We start from the raw sequence: 17,973 nt of genomic DNA on the forward strand, positions 1-17,973 counted from the left end.
CACCATGAAAATCGCTCAATACTTCGTAGAACGCCCGATCCTCGCGGGCGTGCTATCGGTGCTGTTCCTGATCGCGGGCGGTATCGCCGTGTTCAAGCTGCCGATCAGCGAATACCCGGAGGTCGTCCCGCCGACCGTCGTGGTGAAGGCGACCTATCCGGGTGCGAACCCGAAGGTCATCGCCGAAACCGTCGCCACGCCGCTCGAAGAGCAGATCAACGGCGTGGAAGGCATGCTCTACACGTCCTCGCAGGCGACCAGTGACGGCTCGATGACCCTCACGGTCACGTTCGCCCTGGGCACCGACCTCGACAACGCGCAGGTGCAGACGCAGAACCGCGTCGCCCAGGCCCTGCCGCGGCTGCCGGAAGAAGTGCAACGCCTCGGCGTGACGACGACCAAGAGTTCGCCCGACCTGACCATGGTCGTGCATCTCACCTCGCCGGATAACCGGTACGACATGCTGTACCTGTCGAACTACGCCCGCACGCGCATCAAGGACCAGCTCGCCCGTCTCGACGGCGTGGGCGACGTCCAGCTGTTCGGCGCGGGCGAATACAGCATGCGCATCTGGATGAACCCGGAGAAGCTGGCAATCCGCAACCTCACCACGGGTGACGTGATCAAGGCGGTGCGCGAGCAGAACATCGAAGTCGCCGCCGGTGCGCTGAACGCGCCGCCCGGTCCGAATACGAATGCTTTCCAGGTCAACATCAATACGCGTGGCCGCCTCGTCACCGAGGATGACTTCCTCAATATCATCGTGCGCAGCGACCCGACCGGCTCCGTCACGCACCTGCGCGACGTCGCGCGCGTCGAGCTGGGCTCGAACAACTATGCCCTGCGCAGCCTTCTGAACAACCGCGAAGCGGTGGCCATCCCGATCTTCCAGCGTCCAGGCTCGAACGCCATCGCCATTTCGGACGAGGTCAGGGCGGAGATGGCCTTGCTGAAGAAGGACTTCCCGCAAGGCGTCGACTACACCATCGTCTACGATCCCACGGTGTTCGTGCGCGGCTCCATCGAAGCCGTCGTGCACACGCTGTTCGAGGCGATCGTCCTCGTCGTGCTCGTGGTGATCCTGTTCCTGCAGACGTGGCGTGCGTCCATCATCCCGCTCGTGGCCGTGCCGGTGTCACTCATCGGTACATTCGCGGTGATGTACCTGGTCGGGTTCTCGCTCAACGCGCTGTCCTTGTTCGGACTGGTGCTCGCCATCGGTATCGTCGTCGACGATGCGATCGTGGTCGTGGAGAACGTGGAACGCCATATCGAGCATGGGCTCGATCCGAAGATGGCCACGCGCCAGGCCATGACCGAAGTGACCGGCCCGATCGTCGCGACGGCACTCGTGCTGTGCGCGGTGTTCGTCCCGGCCGCCTTCATCAGCGGTCTTACCGGCCAGTTCTATCGTCAGTTCGCCCTGACCATCGCCATTTCGACGGTGATCTCCGCCTTCAATTCGCTCACCCTCAGCCCCGCGCTCGCCGCGCTGTTGCTCAAGGGCCGCGATGAGCCGAAGGACAAGCTCACCGTCTGGATGGATCGCAGCCTCGGCTGGCTGTTCCGCCCGTTCAACCGCACGTTCGAACGCGCTTCGCATGGCTATGTCGGTGGCGTGCAGAAGATCCTGCGCTTCTCCGCCGTGGTGCTGTTCATCTACGCCGGCCTCGTCGCCCTGGGTGTCTTCGGTTTCATGAGGACGCCGACAGGTTTCGTGCCGCCGCAGGACAAGCAGTATCTCGTCGCCTTCGCGCAGCTGCCCGATGCCGCGTCGCTCGACCGCACCGAAGCGGTGATCCGCCAGATGGGCGATATCGCCCTGAAGGACCCGGGTACCGCCAACGCCATCCAGTTCCCCGGGCTGTCGATCAACGGTTTCACCAACAGCACCAACTCGGGCATCGTCTTCGTCGCGCTGAAGCCGTTCGAGGAACGCCGTTCGGCCGACCTCTCGGCGGATGCGATCGCTGCCCGCCTCAACGCCCAGTTCGCGTCGATCCAGGGTGCGTACATGGCGATCTTCCCGCCACCGCCGGTTAACGGCCTTGGCACGATCGGCGGTTTCCGCATGCAGATCGAGGACCGTGGCGACATGGGCTTCGAGGAACTCTACAAGCAGACCCAGGGCATCATCGCGGCCAGCCAGAAGACGCCGGAACTTGCGCACCTGTTCACCAGCTTCCAGGTGAGCGTGCCGCAGTTCGACGCCGACGTGGATCGCGAGAAGGCCAAGTCGGAAGGCATCGACCTGGGCGACGTGTTCCAGACGCTGCAGGCGTATCTCGGCTCGCTCTACGTGAACGACTTCAACCGCTTCGGCCGCACCTACCAGGTGAACGTGTCGGCGGAACCGTCCTTCCGTCACGAGCCGTCCGATGTGGTCGGCCTCAAGACCCGCAACGCCGCCGGCGACCTCGTGCCGCTCGGTTCCTTCCTCACCATGCGCCAGACCAACGGCCCCGACCGCGTGCAGCACTACAACGGTTATCCCACGGCCGAGATCAACGGCGGCGCGGCGCCGGGGTACAGCACGGGCCAGGCACAGGAAGCCATGGAGAAGCTGGTCACCTCGAGCCTGCCCAACGGCATGAGCTACGAGTGGACCGAACTGACCTACCAGCAGATCCTCGCCGGCAATACCGCGGTGCTGGTGTTCCCGCTCTCGGTGCTGCTGGTGTTCCTGGTGCTGGCCTCGCTGTATGAAAGCCTGAGCCTGCCGCTGGCCGTGATCCTGATCGTGCCGATGGTGTTGCTGTCCGCCATTACCGGCGTCATCGCCACCGGTGGCGACAACAACATCTTCACCCAGATCGGCCTGATCGTCCTCGTGGGCCTCGCCTGCAAGAACGCCATCCTGATCGTCGAGTTCGCCCGCGAAGCGGAGATCGGTGGCATGAACCGCATCGACGCGGTGCTGGAGGCCGCCCGCCTGCGACTTCGCCCGATCCTGATGACCTCGTTCGCCTTCATCATGGGCGTGGTGCCGCTGGTGACCTCGCACGGCGCGGGTGCGGAGATGCGCCACGCGATGGGCGTGGCGGTGTTCTCCGGCATGCTCGGCGTGACCTTCTTCGGGCTGATCTTCACCCCGCTCTTCTACGTGCTGATCCGCGCATGGAACGAGCGTTCGGAGGCTCGCCGCCAGGCGCGCCGCGAGCGTCGTCTCCTCGCCCATGCGGCCCGGGAGTCCTGATATGAAAATCGTTCTTCGCAGTACCGCGTTGTTCGCGGCCCTCGTCCTCGCCGGTTGCGCGAGCGTGGGCCCCGACTACCACGCACCCAAGGAAGCCCCGGTGACGTTGCAGGGCGTCGATGCGACGCACCAGAACAACGGCGACGTCCAGGCACGCTGGTGGAAGCAGTTCGGCGACCCGACCCTCGACGCGCTGATCGTCCGCGCGGCGCAGGGCTCGCCGGACCTGAAGATCGCGGTGGCGCGCCTCAACCAGGCGCGTGCCGCGCTCGGCACGGCGAAGTCGCAGCAGATCCCCGACATCGAAACCGGTGTGTCCTATCAGCGTAGCCGCGAGCAGCAGCCGGGCTTCAGCGACCAGCGCCAGACCATCACGGCCTACCAGGCCGGATTCGACGCCTCGTGGGAGCTCGACCTGTTCGGCGGTATCCGTCGCTCGGTCGAGGCCGCACGCGCCGACGCCGCCGCTGGCGAGGCGTCGCTGCAGGATGCGCAGGTCACGTTGTTCGCCGAAGTGGCGCGCAACTATTTCGACTTGCGCGGCACGCAGCTGCGCATCGACGTGGCGAAGCGGGACATCGCCAACCAGCAGGATTCGCTGAAGGTGATCGCCGCGCGCGTGGAGCTTGGCACGGGGGCCGAGCAGGACCTTGCCAGCGCGAAGGCGCGGCTCGCCTCCGTGGAAGCGCAGTTGCCCGTGCTGCAGACCCAGGCCAGCGCCGACCAGTTCCGCATCGCGGTACTGCTCGGCGTGCGCCCGGGCGAACTCGACATCGACCTCTCGCCGGCGACCTTCAAGCCCATCGACGTCAGCCTCGCCATCGGCGGTGCCGACGAGGTGTTGCAACGGCGTCCGGACATCCGCATCGCCGAGCGCGAGCTTGCCGCGGCGAACGCCCGCATCGGCGTGGCCAAGGCCGACTACTTCCCGCACATCACGCTGGGCGGATTCATCGGCTTCCTCGCCGGCCGCAGCAACGATTTCGGTGGCGCGGATTCGCGTGCGTGGTCACTCGCCCCGAGCATCTCGTGGTCGGGCCTGAACGTGCAGCGCGTGCGATCGGGCGTGAAGGGTGCGGAGGCACGTGCCGACGAGGCCCGCGCCAACTACGAGCGCACCGTCCTGGCGGCGCTGGAGGATGTCGACAATTCGCTGGTCGGCTTCAACCAGCAGCGTGAGCGTGTCGAGAAGCTGGTGGTGCAGGCGACGGAAAGCCGCCGCGCGGCCGACCTCGCGAAGATCCGTTACGACGCCGGCCGCACCGATTACCTCGAACTGCTCGACGCCGAACGTACCCAGCTGTCGGCGGAAGACCAGTTGGCCGAGGCCGAGGCCGCCATCAACACCCGCGCGGTGCAGTTGTACAAGGCGCTCGGTGGCGGTTGGCAGGCATGTGGCGACAACGCGTGCAGCGAGGTTGCGAAGGTGCCATGAGTGCCGCCAAGGTTCATCGCCTGCCCGTACAGGCGAAGCGCAGCAGCGCGATGGCCGTCGAGCCGCCACTCACCCAGCGCGTCGCCCTGGTGAGTGGCGCCAATCGCGGCATCGGGCTGGAGGTGTCGCGCCAGCTCGCCTCGCTCGGAGTCACGGTCTTCATGGGTATGAGGGAGCCCGGCAAGGGCGAGAAAACCTCCCGGGCCATCCGTGACCTCGGCGGCGACGCCTATGCGATCAAGCTCGATGTCACCCGCCAGGGCGACATCGAGCACGCCATCGCCCACATCGACGGCCGTTTCGGGCGACTCGATATCCTGGTCAACAACGCGGGTGGCTATTTCGATCACGACGCACGTATTTCGGTACCGGAACTGGACGTCATCCGGGGCGCGCTCGAAGTGAACCTGCTCGGCGCGTGGTGCCTCACCGCGGCCGCGCTGCCGTTGATGCACCGGCACGGCTATGGCCGGATCGTCAACGTATCGAGCGAGTGCGCCGTGCACAACATGTGCAGCGACAAGGCGCCGGCGTACCGCATCTCGAAGGCGGCACTCAATGCGTATACGCAGGTCACGGCGCGTGAACTCGCCGGCAGCGGCATCCTCGTCAATGCCGTTTGCCCGGGTTGGACCGCCACCGCGCTGGGCGGCAGCGGCGGCCGGCCGGCAGCGGAGAGTGCCGAAGGCATCGTATGGGCGGCCTTGTTGCCGGAACGGGAAGCCGCCACCGGCGAGTTTTTTCGCGACCGGGTGAAGATCGGCTGGTAGGTGGGCGGAGTCAGCGCGAAATGATATGCGCGAACCACTGCCAGCCACGCAGCTTCGCGGTGATCAGCTTCACGCAGGTGAGCATCGGCACGGCCAGCAGTGCGCCGGGCACGCCCCAGAGCCAGCCCCATACCAGCAGCCAGAGCAGGATCGCCACCGGACTCAGTCGTGAGCGGCGCCCCTGCAACATGGGCGTGATCATGTTGCCTTCGACCGCCGTGATGCCCGCGAACGTGGCGGCTGGGAGCAAGGCGGGGCCAAGCTCCTGGAAGTGCAACGCGCCGACGATGGCGAGCACGGTCGTGGTGGTGATGGCGCCGACGTACGGAATGAAATTGGCGATCGTCGCCACGGTGCCCCATAACAGCGGATCGGGCACGCCATACAGATAGAGCATGCCTGCGGTGACCAGGCCGAGCGTGACATTGATCGCCGCCGTGAGCAGGAGGTAACTCGACACCTCCACCTGGATGCTGCGCACGATGCTTACGGTGTGTCGCTTATAGGCGAAGGTGGGCGATATCTCGACGGCGCGCCGAAGGATCTCGTCGCCATAGACGAGGAAGAAGAACACCAGCAAGGCGACCGTCAACACGCTCGCGAGTACCTTCGGCGCGCCCGCGAGGATGTCCCATGCCGTGAAGGCGAAACTGTTGGGGCTCTGCGGCGCGTTGCGTACCACCGTGCCGCCCACCAGGTTCTGCGTCGCCCGGCTGGCGGCCTCGATCTGCTGGGTCAGCGGCTTGATCTTCGGCGCGAAGGCGCGCATCGCCGTCGGTGCCTCGTGGAACCAGTTGAGCGCGGGCCCCGAAAGCGTCGTCACGGCCGATACGAGACCGAAGCCGAGCAGCACCATCACCGTCACCGCCGACAACCAGCGCGGTATGCGCAAGTGCGCGGCGGCGGCGACGATGGGATTGAGCGCAAGGCCGATGAATCCCGCGAGCACGAGCGGTACCAGCAGCGACTTGCCGATGGCCACCGTGTAGATCGCTGCCAGCAGGACGAGGCAAGTCAGCGAAATACGGATCGCGCGAAGGTTGCGCGACATCCGCCGGCTGCTTCGGCCGCTGCCGGGCTTCCGGCGAGAGGGCACGGCGATCGTGGAAACGGCGGCGCCGGGTGCCGCCGTCGAAGGGACCGGCGTGGGCAGTGGACTGGGAAAGTCGCTCACGGTGCCTCTTCGGCCGTGTCCGCGACATCGCCGGCCATCTTGCCGAGGAAACTTCCGGCGGCGATGGAAACGATTTTGCCGACGAGGTCGGCGCTACCCGCCGCCACGAGGCCTGTGACCCCGGGCACGGCGAGCGGATTGAACTTGACCTTGCTGAGCAGGAAACCGGAGCCGGCGGCCACGCCAAGCGCCGTGAGGGGGTGTTCGTAACCACGCGCTATCAAGGCGGCGGCCGGTTCCACGGTTTCCCGCCGTGCCGCCGCGACCCGGGCCCGGGCGGCGGTGACTTTCGCCATGCTGCTGAAAATGCTCATGCCTGCTCTTCCGCCTGCTCGCTTTCCGCCTTGCCTCGTTTCGCGGCTTCCCTTGCCAACGTGGAGAGTTCGGCGCGCGTGGCGGGGAGCGTAAGCCAGTGCATGCCGCGGCGGAAGACGAGGATCGCGCCGACCAGCAGCACGAGTTGCAGCGCCGCCAGCACGGTCAATGCCCACGCCCAGGAGCCGAACCACTGGGCCAGGCCCCACCCGGCCAACGCCAGCAGGGTGAATCCCAGCGCCACCGCGAAGACAATGGCGGCCAGCCCCATGAAGAGCATCATGACGATGCCGCTCCGGGCCAGGCCGATCTCCGCGCCGATCAGCTTCAACTGCGCAGCGAAGAGTTTCTTCAGCCCGGCACCCAGGCGGCGGACATCCCCGACCCAGGCGGGCATGGCCAGCCTGGGATCGGCCGTCGCGTCCGCCGGCGCCGTTCCGTCCGCGTCGTCTTGCCCCGAAGGGCCGTCTTCCAGCATGTGTCGCGCCCCTGGAAGATAAGGATCAGTTGCGCAGGATACGGCCGGCCAGCCAACCCGCGGCCAGGGCCAACGCGATGGACTGTACGGGTTTCTCGCGGACATACTCGCGGGCCGTGTCCAGCCAGTCGTTCGCGGTCTCCACGGCCTCGCCATAGGCTTCCTTGCCGCGCAGCTTGGCTTCCTCGGCCTTTTCGGCCGCGCGCGTGGCGCCATGGGCGGCCTTGTCGGTGGCGTTGTGCAGCGTGTGCTCCACCTTGTCGGCGGCGCGGTCGACCACTTCCTTGGTCCGGTCCACGACCTCGGAGGTGGCCTGCTTCACTCGCTCGGCACGTGCATCGATGCGCTCGGCGGCCGAAACGGTGTTCGCGGCGGCGGTCGCGGCGTTGGCGACGGGGTCGGCAGGATTGTTCATTTGAGGGTCTCCGGGGCTGGGATTGAACAAGGTACGGCAAAAAGGGTGACGCCGTGGTCTATACGTTACGGCCGCGGAAGAAGGAGATGATCGCCAGGATCAGGAAGATCACGAAGAGGATCTTCGCGATGCCGGCCGCCGTACCCGCGATGCCGCCGAAGCCGAATACGGCCGCGATGATCGCGATGACGAGGAAGACGAGGGCGTAGTGCAACATGGTGGTTTCTCCGTGGGTAGCGCGAGACCATTTAGTCCCGCGCGCCGCGCATGCCGCGTGAAGCCCGCTGGCTTCGCTCAATACGCATTCAGCCAGTACCCTTCACCTCGCCCTCACGCCTTGACCTTCGGGTTCAGCGAATAGGTTCCGGTGATCGTCGCCTGGTCCACGACGTGCCCTTCGATCACGTCGCGAAACTCGGCCAGTGAAAAGCCGGTTTCCAGCGGCACGCTCTCGACGTCCAGGGCATAGACGTGAAAGTGGTAATGATGGGGGATGGTGTCGTTCCACGGCGGGCAGGGGCCATCGTAGCCATGGTAGTGGCCCTCCATGTCGCGGTCGCCCTTGAACCAGCCCGTGTAGTCGTTGAGGCCCTGCACCGAGCCGGGCGGGCCCACCGGGTCCTTCTTTCCACGGGGCACGATACCTTCGCCGCAGGCACCTTCGCCCAGCTCGCGGCATTCCAGGGGAATGTTGGCCATCAGCCAGTGCACGAATTCCACGCGTGGCAGGTCACGGCGTACTTCACGGCCCACGACGTTCACGTCGTCCGGCTTGGAAGGCACATCGGTGTCGATGACGGCGATGGCGAAGGATCGCGCGCCGGCGGGAACCTCGGTCCAGGCCAGGTGGGGCGTCACGTTGCCGGCAGGCTTGATCGGGTCGCCGGCCTCCATGAAGGCGAAGTTCGGGGGAATGGGCTTGCCATTCTGGATGCTGTCGCTGTTGAGGCGCATGGGGACTCCTTATGGCTTCTTATAGGTCACGCGATAGATGGCACCGTTGTCGTCGTCGCTGATCAGCAGGCTGCCATCGGGGAGCGGTTGTACGTCGGCTGGGCGGCCGGACACCTTTTCATCGACGAGGAATCCTTCGACGAGCGGCTCGTAGCTGGCCGCCTTGTTGCCGTTGAGGCGCACGCTCATGACCCGGTAACCGGATTTGGCGGTGCGGTTCCACGAGCCGTGCTCGGCGACGATGAGGGCGCCATGGTAGGCGGCGGGAAATTGTTTTCCGTCGTAGAAGCGCATGCCGAGTGCCGCCACGTGGGCACCCAGTTTAAGCACGGGCGGCGTGAAGTCCTTGCAGTTCCTGCCCTTGCCGAATTCCGGATCGAGCGTGTCGCCCTGGTGGCAGTAGGGATAACCGAAGTGCTCGCCGGGCTTGGTCACATGGTTGAGTTCGTCGCTGGGCATGTCGTCGCCGAGCATGTCGCGGCCGTTGTCGGTGAACCACAATGACTTGTCCGTGGGGCGCCAGTCGAAGCCCACCGTGTTGCGGATGCCACGCGCCACGGTCTCGACACCGCTGCCGTCGGGATTCATGCGCAACAGCTGGGCGAAGCCTTCGTCACCGCGATCGCAGATGTTGCACGGTGCGCCGACCGGCACGTACAGCTTGTTGTCCGGACCGAAGGCGATGAACTTCCAGCCGTGGGCCGTCTCGGTATGCAGCTTGTCGGTGATCAGTTCAGGCTTCGGCGGCGCATCGAGGTGATTCTCGATGTCGCGGATCACGTAGATCCGGCTGATCGCGGACACGTAGAGATCGCCGCCGTGGAAGGCCACGCCCACCGGAAGCTGCAGGCCGCTGGCGATGGTGCGTACCTTGTCCACCTTGCCGTCGGCGGCGTAGGTCACGGCGAATACCTTGCCCGCGTCGCGCGATCCCACGAACACCGTGTTCTTCGCCCCGAGGGCCATCTCGCGGGCGTCCGGCACCTGGTCGGTCCAGACCGCGATCTGGAAACCAGGAGGTAACTTCAACGACTCCAGGGGAGGAGTGGCGGCAAAGGCCGGGGCGGCGAGGAGGGCCAGGCCGAGGACGAAGGCGCTACGCATGAACGGACTCCCAGTTGAGGCCCGTCTGTTCCTGTCCGGGTGTGGAAGGTTCAACGGGTGATGGCGTCGAAACGGGCTGCGATGTAGTCGTCGGTGAAGCTGGTCATGCTGAAATCGCGGATGAAGCCGCAATGGCCGCCATAGGTCGCGATATCCAGCTCGATGTTCGGCGGCACGCGCAACTGGTCGAACGCGCCGACCGGGATCACGGGATCGTCGCGGGAGGTGAGGATGGTTGCCGGAAGGTGCAGGTCCATCAGCCGGTCGCCGGCCACGGAGTAACCGTCGAGGTAGGCTTCGAGCGAACCGAAGTCGGTATGCCGCAACACCAGCGAGCGGGTGAGGTCGCGCATGTTCTGGCGCAGTTCCTCGAGTTCGAAGTACGTCGCATGCGGAAACGCCTGCTGCTTGAGTTGCAACGAGCGGCGCCACTTGCGCATGAAATAGGCCTGGTAGAACCAGGGCGCCTCGCTCTCCAGGGAGAACAGGCCTTCGCTGGGGTCGATGATCGGGCAGACGGCCAGCACGTAGTCCAGCGAGACGCCCTGCCTGGGCGCCAGCATGCCGGCGCGCAGCGCGAAGTTGCCGCCCAGGGAAAACCCCGCCACGCCCACGGCCTTCGCCGGGAACATCCTGACGATCTCACCGAGGGCGGTCACCACCTCGTCGATGCGGCAGGAGTGGAAGAGGGCTTCATTGAGACCGTGGCTGTCGCCGTGGTCGCGGAAATTCAGGCGGAAGACATCCCAACCTTCCTCGAGCAAGCGGCTGCCCGTCTGCAACACATACGTGGAATCGACGCTGCCCTCCCAGCCATGGAACAGGATGGCCAGGCCACGCGACTCACGCCCCGTGCGCTGGGCGGTGAAACGGCCGCTCAACCGGTCGCCACGGCCGACATCGATCAGCACCTCTTGCGCGTTCACCTGCACCTGGTGCGCCCGTTTCGGCAACAGGCGGCGGCGAATGCCGCTGGAGGAAAGCATGGTCTGGATGTGCCCGCTGCGCAGCGGGAACGGCGGCAGGAAGTCGGAACCCCGCGGCAGGCTCATGCCGGGGTGTCGGTATCCAGGGCCTGCGCGATGCGTTCGCGCGAGGCCTCCGCCATGCGGCGGCGTCCGTCGGCCGAGACCGGAACCGGCTCGAGGAAATGCACTTCCACGTCGAGCGGCGGCTCGCCCAGCAAGCGCAGGAAATTGCCCATGAAGCTTTCGCCTTCGCGGAACCCGGCATCGATCAGCCGCTTGCCGTGACGGGCGAAACGCAGGGCCACCGGCTGCACCGGCACCCCGGCATCGAGGGCGGCCTGGAAGATGCGCGCATGGAACACGCGCAGCACGCCGTTGTGGCCCGTGCCACCCTCGGGGAACACCGCCACGGAGCGCCCTTCGCGCAAGCGCTCCACCATCGAGGCCATGACCGAGGCCAGCGAGTGGTTGTTGCCGCGGCGGTGGAAGATGGTGCCGCCGCGCGCGGCCATCCAGCCGACCAGGGGCCAGCTGGCGATCTCGGCCTTGGCGACGAAACAGGCGGCACGCTGCGAATGAAGCAGCTCGATGTCCAGCCACGACGTATGGTTGGCCACGAACAGCACCGGGTCGGGCAAGGGCCGGCCGAAGCGGCGGCTGCGGAACCCGAACACGCGCAACAGCATGGTCGACCACATGCGGATGGTTCGGTGGGCCAGTGGCTCGCGCCCGTTCTTCATCACCCCGCCTGCCCAGCTGAGGATCAGCGTGCAGATGACGATGCCGAACAGGACATGGAGCACCAGCAACGGCACTCGCCACACATAGCGCAGCGGACGCAGTCGGTCGCGTGGGGTCGGGTTGGCGGAGGCGGCTTCCATCGAGCGCACAAGATTAACGATGGGCGGTCGCTGCCGCTAGGGGAAGTTGTCTTTATTCTTAAGACACGTGGGCTTGCGCCGCGCTAGCTACGGATATTCCCGAGGGGAAGGGCCGTGGAAGCCTTCACGGTGCGCAGGACGAAGCTGGTATTGACGTCCGCCACGCCCGCCGCGTTCAACAGGCGATCGAGCAGGAACCGGGAAAATCCGTCCAGGTCGGCCACGTATACCTGGAGCAGGTAATCCATGTCGCCGGTCAACGCGTAGCAGGACACCACCTCCTCCCATTCGGCCACCCGCTCGGTGAAGGAGTCGATGGCCTCGGATTCGTGCCGGCTCAGCTGTACGCGGACGAAGGCCTGCAGGCCCAGGCCCAGGGAGCGTGGTTCCAGCCGGGCGCCATAGCCGGCAATGACGCCATCGGCCTCGAGCTTCTGTACGCGTCGCAGGCAGGCCGAGGGGGACAGATTCACCTCCGCGGCGAGTTCGGCGTTGCTGATCCTGCCGTTCGCTTGCAGCGCGGCGAGGATCCGCAGGTCGATACGGTCGAGGTTGGCTTGCACGATTCTTCTGTCCACTGGCTTACTTTCAATGAATCATTGCACATATGACCGTCTTTGACGCAACAAGGCAAGCTTATTGCGCGCCTTCCTCGCTATGCTGTTGCTCAGCGATCAACCACAGCCCAAGGAGCCCGTCATGGACACCCCCCGTCGCGTCGAACACCAGCAGACCGACCGCGGATACGTGCCCGTCTATGCGACCGGCACCGTGGAGCAGCCATGGGCGAGCTACTCCAAGGTCGATCACGAGGTTTGGGACACCCTGTACCGCCGCCAGCGCCAGCTGCTGCCGGCTTACGCCTGCCAGGAGTTCCTCGACGGCGTCGACCGCTTCGGCCTGGGCGATGGCGGCATTCCCCGCTTCGACGAGCTGAACAAGGTGCTCGGCAAGGCCACCGGGTGGGAAGTGGTCGGAGTGGAAGGATTGTTGCCGGACGAGGTCTTCTTCGATCATCTCGCCAACCGCCGTTTCCCGGTGAGCTGGTGGATCCGTAAGCCCGACCAGCTGGATTACCTCGCGGAGCCGGACCTTTTCCACGACCTGTTCGGCCACGTGCCGCTCCTGCTCAATCCGGTGTTCGCCGATTACATGCAGGCCTACGGAAAGGGTGGCATGAAGGCCCATGCGATCGGCCCGGACGCGCTGATGAACCTCACGCGCCTCTACTGGTACACGGTGGAGTTCGGCCTGATCCGTACCGACGCGGGCCTGCGCATCTACGGCGCGGGCATCGTCAGCTCGAAGGGCGAATCCATCTATTCCATCGATTCGCCGGCGCCGAACCGGATCGGGTTCGACCTGGAGCGGGTCATGAATACCCGGTACAAGATCGATACCTACCAGCAGACCTACTTCGTGATCGACGACTTCGAGCAACTGTTCGACGCGACCCGGCCGGATTTCACCCCGATCTACGCCAGGCTCGCGGGCGGGACGCCCGTGGCGGCGGAGGACGTGCTGGCGACGGACAAGGTGTATCAGCGCGGTACGCGCGAAGGCTTCGTTTCCGGCGCAGACAACTGAAACTCAACGACGGCCTAACGAGCGGGCCTCTACCATGGCCCCAACTCCAATGAACAGGGTGGGTCCATCGTGGTCGTCTTCGACATTCCGTTCGAGTCCGTCGGTCCCGGTCTTTGGTTGTTGCAGAAAAACGAGTTCGAGTACGGGGAATTCTGCTCCCGCGACGACGCGCTCGAGTGCGCCTTGCAGGAGGCCCGCCGCATCGAGGCGGCCAACGCGGCGTCGGACATCGTGCTGAACATCGAAGGCAACGACGGCGTGTGGCGGGCGTTCGACACGTCGATTCGACCCTATGCGACGCGGGTGCATCACGTCTGACGACAACTCATGAGGTCGCCCGGGCATCGCCGACGAAGTCGGCTCCGACAGGTGCGATGAGGGCGGGTTGGCCGAAAGGCTGGCCCGCCCTTTTTCTTTGGTGGGGCCATGCTTTGGTGGCTGCCTTCGTCTTTGGTGGAATCTTTTTCGCTGGTGACAGCCTTTCTCCAGGAACCTTTGCTTGGTGGGAGCCGACCTTGTCGGCGATCCCGCGGCAGCGGGCCATGTCGAGGCAAGCACCCATCGCCGACAAGGTCGGCTCCCACAAGGGGTGCTCCCACACATGGGTTGCTTCCACACGAGTTGCTCCCACAGGAGCGGCTCCACAGGGCGGCTTCTATCGGGGAAAAGTCAAAAATCAGACAAAATAAAACCCCGGCAGCCAGGGGAGGAGCTGCCGGGGTCGCGTCGGGTCCAGGCTATCAGGGGAAATAGCGGGACCCGGGACAACTGGCGAATCAATCGCGCCTGTTGCCAACAGGTCGCCTCTCGGCGATCGAATACTTAGATAGGGGCGGAGCCGTGAAGTTCCCGTATCACTTCGTGGCTGCGTTTGGGTCCCGTTTAACTTCGGCCGCCGCGGCGTGCTCCGCCAACCATGGGCGTACCTGCGCGACCCACAGCGCATAACCTTTCGGATTCATGTGCAGGCCATCGCCAACGAAGAGTTCCTGCTTCGGCTGTCCGTTCGCATCCAGCATCGCTGGCGCCACGTCGAGGAAGGCGACGCCCTTCTGCGCCATCGACCAGTCCCTGATCAGCGCGTTGGCCCTTTCGATATTCGACAGCAGGTTCATGCGGGCCACGCTGGGCTTGATCGAGATGAAAGCGATCGGTACCTCCGGCTGGTCCTGGCGTACCTTCGTCACGAAGGCGGCGAAGTCATCGCGGACCTGTTCCGGCGTGTCGCCGTTCTGCAAGTCGTTGTCCCCCGCATAGATCACGATGGCCACCGGGTGGTACGGCTTGACGATGCGGTCGGCGAAGGCGGTGGCATCGTCGAGATCGGACCCTCCGAAGCCGCGGTTGATGACGCGGTACTCCGGAAAATCGGCCGAAAGGCTCGCCCACAAGCGGATCGAGGAACTACCGACGAACAACACCGCATGGGCCGGTGGCGGGTTGCTCCGGTCCGAGGCCTCGAAAGCCTGGATGTCGTGTTCCCACTGGCTGTGGTCCGGGCCCTTGGCGTGGGCGGCGAAGGAAAGGGCAAGCAGGGTGAAGAGGAGCGTCAGGCGTTTCATTCCGCGCACCGTAACCCCTTACGGACGCCGGGGTAAACCCTGCCGCTCGACGGGCGTCACCTTGAGCACCGCTTCGATCCGGCTGCCATTCCAGCGGTAGATGAAATGTTCGGCCTGCACGCAGGGAGCGACGAGGTCGGGATAGAACACCGCGACGCATTCGCCACCGGCATGGCGCGCGCTGTCGTAGACGATGCCATTGGAGCCCTGCTCGCGCAGCGTCCGCGCCAGCTTCACGCTGGCCGCGTAGGAATCGGGATCGTGCTCGGCGGGCCAGCCACCGCGGATGTCATGGAAGCGCCCGGAGATGGAGGTCTTGTAGCAGCGTACCTGCACGTCGGTGGGTGGCTCGTGCGTGGCGGCGAGGAAGGCTTCGCGATGGAAGACGGTTTCCTCGATCGCCGTCGGCACGCTGTGCGCGGCGTAGAACACGCCCCAGTGGCCGTCGCTGAAACGGCTGCCTTCGGGCGGGATATGGGTGAAAGCGGCCATGATCGGCGAGGTGCCGGGGCCGGAGACGCGGCGCTCCGGCGGGGTGAGCCGGAGTGCGCCCATTTCCTCGCGCAGGCGTGGATTGGTCAGCGATTCGATGGCCATGACCGCGTCGATGTCCTTCGGCTCGGCGATGCGATCGAACAGACCCACGGGCGGGAACCGGCTGGGCACGATCCGGTAGGCCTGGCTCCAGCGGATCCGGCGCAGCGGTGGCGCGGGGCTCATCCGTTCCAGCCGCGTTGGGCGTCCAGGTATTGGCGGACGACGTAGAGGTCGGCGACATTGCCGGAGAGCATCCGCTCCAGGGCCGAATGGCCACCGAAGAGCGGCGCGTCGTTCGGCTTGCGTACCCAGGCATCGGCCTGGGCCGGATCGGGGAAGAGGATCTGCAGGTCTTTCCAGATGCCGAGCAGGTAGCTGATCCGCTCGATCACGTCGCGGGAGAGCGCGCCGTCCTGCTGCTTCTTCCATTTGAAATAGGTGGATTCAGGCGGCTCGCCGAGCAGGGTTCTCTGCTCGGCGGCGCGCAGTTTCCAACGCTCCGCGAGGGCGAAGAAGGCGCGGAGGGCGGGACCGCCAAGGTCTCCGGCGTGGATCGGTTCGGCGTGGATGGCTGGTTGCATCGTGGCTTTACCTGTGGAGTTGTGATGCAGTTTACTCCACTTATGGAGAAATTGGAGTAGCAACCTACGATTTCTTCGAGGCGATCCAGGCGTCCACATGCTGTTCGAGCACCGGCAACGGCACGGAGCCCAGCGCCAGCACGGTGTCATGGAAGGCGCGCAGGTCGAATTTCTCACCCAGCTGCTTCTCGGCGCGCTCGCGCAGTTCGCGAATCTTCAGGTAGCCCAGCTCGTACGACAGGGCCTGCCCCGGCCAGCTGATGTACCGGTCCACCTCGTTGGCTATCTCGCGATCGCTCAGCGCCGTGTTCTGCGTGAGGTAGTCGATCGCTTGCTGGCGCGTCCAGCCCAGGTGGTGGATACCGGTGTCCACGACCAGGCGGCAGGCACGCCACATCTGGTAGGTGAGATAGCCGAAATGCTCATAGGGCGTGTGGTAGATGCCCATCTCCTCGCCCAGGTACTCCGAATACAGCGCCCAGCCTTCGCCATAGGCGGAGATGTAACCATCGCGGCGAAACGGCGGCAGGCCCTGCTGCTCCGCCGAAAGCGCCAGCTGCAGGGCATGGCCGGGCATCGATTCGTGCAGCGTCAGCGCGGGCATGTTGAACAGCGGCCGCGATGGCAGGTCGTAGGTGTTCACCAGATAGACGTCCGCGCCGCCACGGCCGGAGGTGTAGTAAGGCGCGATGTCGGCGGGCACCGGTTCGATGGCGAAGCGCTGTCGCGGGAGCAAGCCGAAGTACTTGCCCAGCTTCGCATCGACCTGCTTGGCGACCCACGCCGTACGCATCAGCAGTTCGTCCGGGGTCTTCGCATAGAAGCGCGGGTCGGTGCGCAGGAAGGCGAGGAACGCCGGGAAATCACCCTTGAAACCGGTCTCCTTCATCGTCTCCAGCATGTCCGCATGGATACGGGCGACTTCGCGCAGGCCGATCGCGTGGATCTCGTCGGGCGACAGGTCGAGCGTGGTGTACTCGTGGATCTGCTGGCGGTAGTAGGCCTTGCCATCGGGCAACGACTCGGCGGCCAGCGTTGGCCGCGCCCTGGGCACGTACTCGTTGCGGAAGAAGGTCAGCAAGCGTCCGTAGGCCGGGATCACGCCCTCGGCGATGGCCTTGCGCGCGTCCTTGCGCAAGGCCTCGGCATCGGCCGCCGGGAGGTTCTTCGGCATCGCCTTGAAAGGCTTGTACAGCGCGCTGTCTTCGGGATTCTTCAGCTCCGCCACCGCCGCGATCGAGACATCGCGGCCTCCGAGCACCTCGCGCGGCACGGTGAAGCCCCGCGCCAGGCCCAGGCGCATGTTCGCGATTTCCTGGTCCATGTACGCGGGAATCTGGCGTAGGCGCTCGACGTAGTGGCGGTAGTCGTCGCGCGTGCGCAGGTCGTCGCCATGCAGCACATAGGAGATATCGGACCAGAAGGCGGAGTCGCTGTTGAACGGCATCTGCCACTGCGCGAAACGCTGCGCGGCGGCGAGGTTGCCGATCTGTTCGCGGTAGACGGCGTAGTCGACGCGGACGGTCCCGCTCAGCGACTTGGGGTCGATGCGGTCGAGTTGCGCCAGCACGTCGTTCCAGTAGGCGAGCCGCTTGGCCTGGCTCGCGGCATCCACCGTGTCGAGCCGTCCGTCACCCGGCTGCGCCTCACCCGAGGTGAGGATGCCGGCTTGGCCGTTACGCCATGTCCATTCCCTGGTGTAGATGGCCTTGAACGCGTCGTCGGCCGGCGGAGCGGCATGGGCGGTACCGGCGAACAGTCCGGCGAAGGCGATGGCTCGGATCCAGGGGGACATGCGGGCTCCGTAGGTGCGGGGAAAACCCCGATCATCGCACGGCTTTATTCATGCTCGGCTTCGCGTTGGGACGGGCGAGGCAGAGCCGTCGGCCGCCACCCTCGTCGCTCCGGTTGCACCGTCGCTCGAGAAAGGATGCCGCTGCGCGGCCGTGTTCTATGGCTGACGCCCCGTCGCGCCCGTCGCGCCGGGCGGGGTTTTCGATTCGCCCTCCGTGGCTC

Annotated in this window: 19 protein-coding genes; 5 read left to right on the forward strand and 14 right to left on the reverse strand. The window is 65.6% G+C overall.

Features of this window, described 5'->3' with window-relative positions; translation table 11 throughout:
* Positions 1-4: 4 nt before the first annotated feature.
* The 3 genes from ACR9ZJ_RS04810 to ACR9ZJ_RS04820 are packed head-to-tail and all read left to right on the forward strand — an operon-like array spanning position 5 to position 5,401.
* Complete coding sequence (locus tag ACR9ZJ_RS04810) at positions 5-3,196, forward strand: efflux RND transporter permease subunit (RefSeq protein ID WP_481281966.1); 3,192 nt, start codon at positions 5-7, stop codon at positions 3,194-3,196.
* 1 nt (position 3,197) lies between these two features.
* Positions 3,198-4,631: an efflux transporter outer membrane subunit gene (locus tag ACR9ZJ_RS04815; RefSeq protein ID WP_481281967.1), complete on the forward strand. Its 1,434-nt coding sequence runs from the start codon at positions 3,198-3,200 to the stop codon at positions 4,629-4,631.
* The gene (locus tag ACR9ZJ_RS04820) at positions 4,628-5,401 is read left to right on the forward strand and encodes an SDR family NAD(P)-dependent oxidoreductase (RefSeq protein WP_481287043.1); all 774 of its coding nucleotides are present in this window, start codon (positions 4,628-4,630) and stop codon (positions 5,399-5,401) included. Before ACR9ZJ_RS04815 ends, ACR9ZJ_RS04820 begins: the two co-directional genes overlap by 4 nt.
* 10 nt (positions 5,402-5,411) lie before the next feature.
* Here ACR9ZJ_RS04820 and ACR9ZJ_RS04825 read toward each other — a convergent pair whose 3' ends face one another.
* From ACR9ZJ_RS04825 to ACR9ZJ_RS04870, 10 genes are all read right to left on the reverse strand, one after another.
* Positions 5,412-6,575 carry an AI-2E family transporter gene (locus ACR9ZJ_RS04825; protein ID WP_481287044.1) on the reverse strand — a complete coding sequence of 388 codons (1,164 nt, stop codon included), beginning with the start codon at positions 6,573-6,575 and terminating at the stop codon, positions 5,412-5,414.
* On the reverse strand, positions 6,572-6,889 hold the full coding sequence (locus ACR9ZJ_RS04830) for a hypothetical protein (RefSeq protein WP_481287045.1): 318 nt from the start codon (positions 6,887-6,889) through the stop codon (positions 6,572-6,574). The genes ACR9ZJ_RS04825 and ACR9ZJ_RS04830 overlap by 4 nt, the downstream gene beginning before the upstream one ends.
* Positions 6,886-7,368, reverse strand: coding sequence for an ABC transporter ATP-binding protein (locus ACR9ZJ_RS04835; protein ID WP_481281971.1), 483 nt, complete (start codon positions 7,366-7,368; stop codon positions 6,886-6,888). Before ACR9ZJ_RS04835 ends, ACR9ZJ_RS04830 begins: the two co-directional genes overlap by 4 nt.
* A 25-nt stretch (positions 7,369-7,393) precedes the next feature.
* Positions 7,394-7,783, reverse strand: a complete 390-nt coding sequence (locus tag ACR9ZJ_RS04840) for an ElaB/YgaM/YqjD family protein (RefSeq protein WP_481287046.1) — start codon at positions 7,781-7,783, stop codon at positions 7,394-7,396.
* 58 nt (positions 7,784-7,841) lie between these two features.
* Positions 7,842-8,000 carry a DUF1328 domain-containing protein gene (locus tag ACR9ZJ_RS04845; RefSeq protein ID WP_306848471.1) on the reverse strand — a complete coding sequence of 53 codons (159 nt, stop codon included), beginning with the start codon at positions 7,998-8,000 and terminating at the stop codon, positions 7,842-7,844.
* A gap of 113 nt (positions 8,001-8,113) precedes the next feature.
* The gene (locus ACR9ZJ_RS04850; RefSeq protein WP_481287047.1) at positions 8,114-8,737 is read right to left on the reverse strand and encodes a YbhB/YbcL family Raf kinase inhibitor-like protein; all 624 of its coding nucleotides are present in this window, start codon (positions 8,735-8,737) and stop codon (positions 8,114-8,116) included.
* Between the two features lie 9 nt (positions 8,738-8,746).
* Positions 8,747-9,841 (reverse strand): PQQ-dependent sugar dehydrogenase, encoded by a 1,095-nt coding sequence (locus tag ACR9ZJ_RS04855; protein WP_481287048.1) that lies wholly within the window; start codon positions 9,839-9,841, stop codon positions 8,747-8,749.
* Between the two features lie 50 nt (positions 9,842-9,891).
* The gene (locus ACR9ZJ_RS04860; RefSeq protein WP_481281975.1) at positions 9,892-10,893 is read right to left on the reverse strand and encodes a YheT family hydrolase; all 1,002 of its coding nucleotides are present in this window, start codon (positions 10,891-10,893) and stop codon (positions 9,892-9,894) included.
* A complete protein-coding gene (locus ACR9ZJ_RS04865; protein ID WP_481287049.1) occupies positions 10,890-11,690 on the reverse strand; it encodes a lysophospholipid acyltransferase family protein in 801 nt (266 codons plus the stop codon). The genes ACR9ZJ_RS04860 and ACR9ZJ_RS04865 overlap by 4 nt, the downstream gene beginning before the upstream one ends.
* An 83-nt stretch (positions 11,691-11,773) precedes the next feature.
* On the reverse strand, positions 11,774-12,253 hold the full coding sequence (locus ACR9ZJ_RS04870) for an Lrp/AsnC family transcriptional regulator (protein ID WP_481287050.1): 480 nt from the start codon (positions 12,251-12,253) through the stop codon (positions 11,774-11,776).
* A gap of 136 nt (positions 12,254-12,389) precedes the next feature.
* On the opposite strand from ACR9ZJ_RS04870, the gene phhA reads away from it, so the two are divergent.
* Both phhA and ACR9ZJ_RS04880 read left to right on the forward strand, forming a co-directional pair.
* On the forward strand, positions 12,390-13,277 hold the full coding sequence (phhA, locus tag ACR9ZJ_RS04875; RefSeq protein WP_481287051.1) for a phenylalanine 4-monooxygenase: 888 nt from the start codon (positions 12,390-12,392) through the stop codon (positions 13,275-13,277).
* A gap of 69 nt (positions 13,278-13,346) precedes the next feature.
* Complete coding sequence (locus tag ACR9ZJ_RS04880; RefSeq protein WP_448095807.1) at positions 13,347-13,595, forward strand: hypothetical protein; 249 nt, start codon at positions 13,347-13,349, stop codon at positions 13,593-13,595.
* Between the two features lie 536 nt (positions 13,596-14,131).
* Here ACR9ZJ_RS04880 and ACR9ZJ_RS04885 read toward each other — a convergent pair.
* From ACR9ZJ_RS04885 to ACR9ZJ_RS04900, 4 genes are all read right to left on the reverse strand, one after another.
* Complete coding sequence (locus ACR9ZJ_RS04885) at positions 14,132-14,839, reverse strand: SGNH/GDSL hydrolase family protein (RefSeq protein WP_481281979.1); 708 nt, start codon at positions 14,837-14,839, stop codon at positions 14,132-14,134.
* A gap of 18 nt (positions 14,840-14,857) precedes the next feature.
* On the reverse strand, positions 14,858-15,559 hold the full coding sequence (locus ACR9ZJ_RS04890; protein ID WP_481281980.1) for an RES family NAD+ phosphorylase: 702 nt from the start codon (positions 15,557-15,559) through the stop codon (positions 14,858-14,860).
* A complete protein-coding gene (locus tag ACR9ZJ_RS04895) occupies positions 15,556-15,957 on the reverse strand; it encodes an MbcA/ParS/Xre antitoxin family protein (RefSeq protein ID WP_371023509.1) in 402 nt (133 codons plus the stop codon). The genes ACR9ZJ_RS04890 and ACR9ZJ_RS04895 overlap by 4 nt, the downstream gene beginning before the upstream one ends.
* 64 nt (positions 15,958-16,021) lie before the next feature.
* Complete coding sequence (locus ACR9ZJ_RS04900; RefSeq protein WP_481281981.1) at positions 16,022-17,752, reverse strand: DUF885 domain-containing protein; 1,731 nt, start codon at positions 17,750-17,752, stop codon at positions 16,022-16,024.
* Positions 17,753-17,973 lie beyond the last annotated feature (221 nt).

The organism is Luteibacter sp. KNZ12-1A (assembly GCF_056755675.1).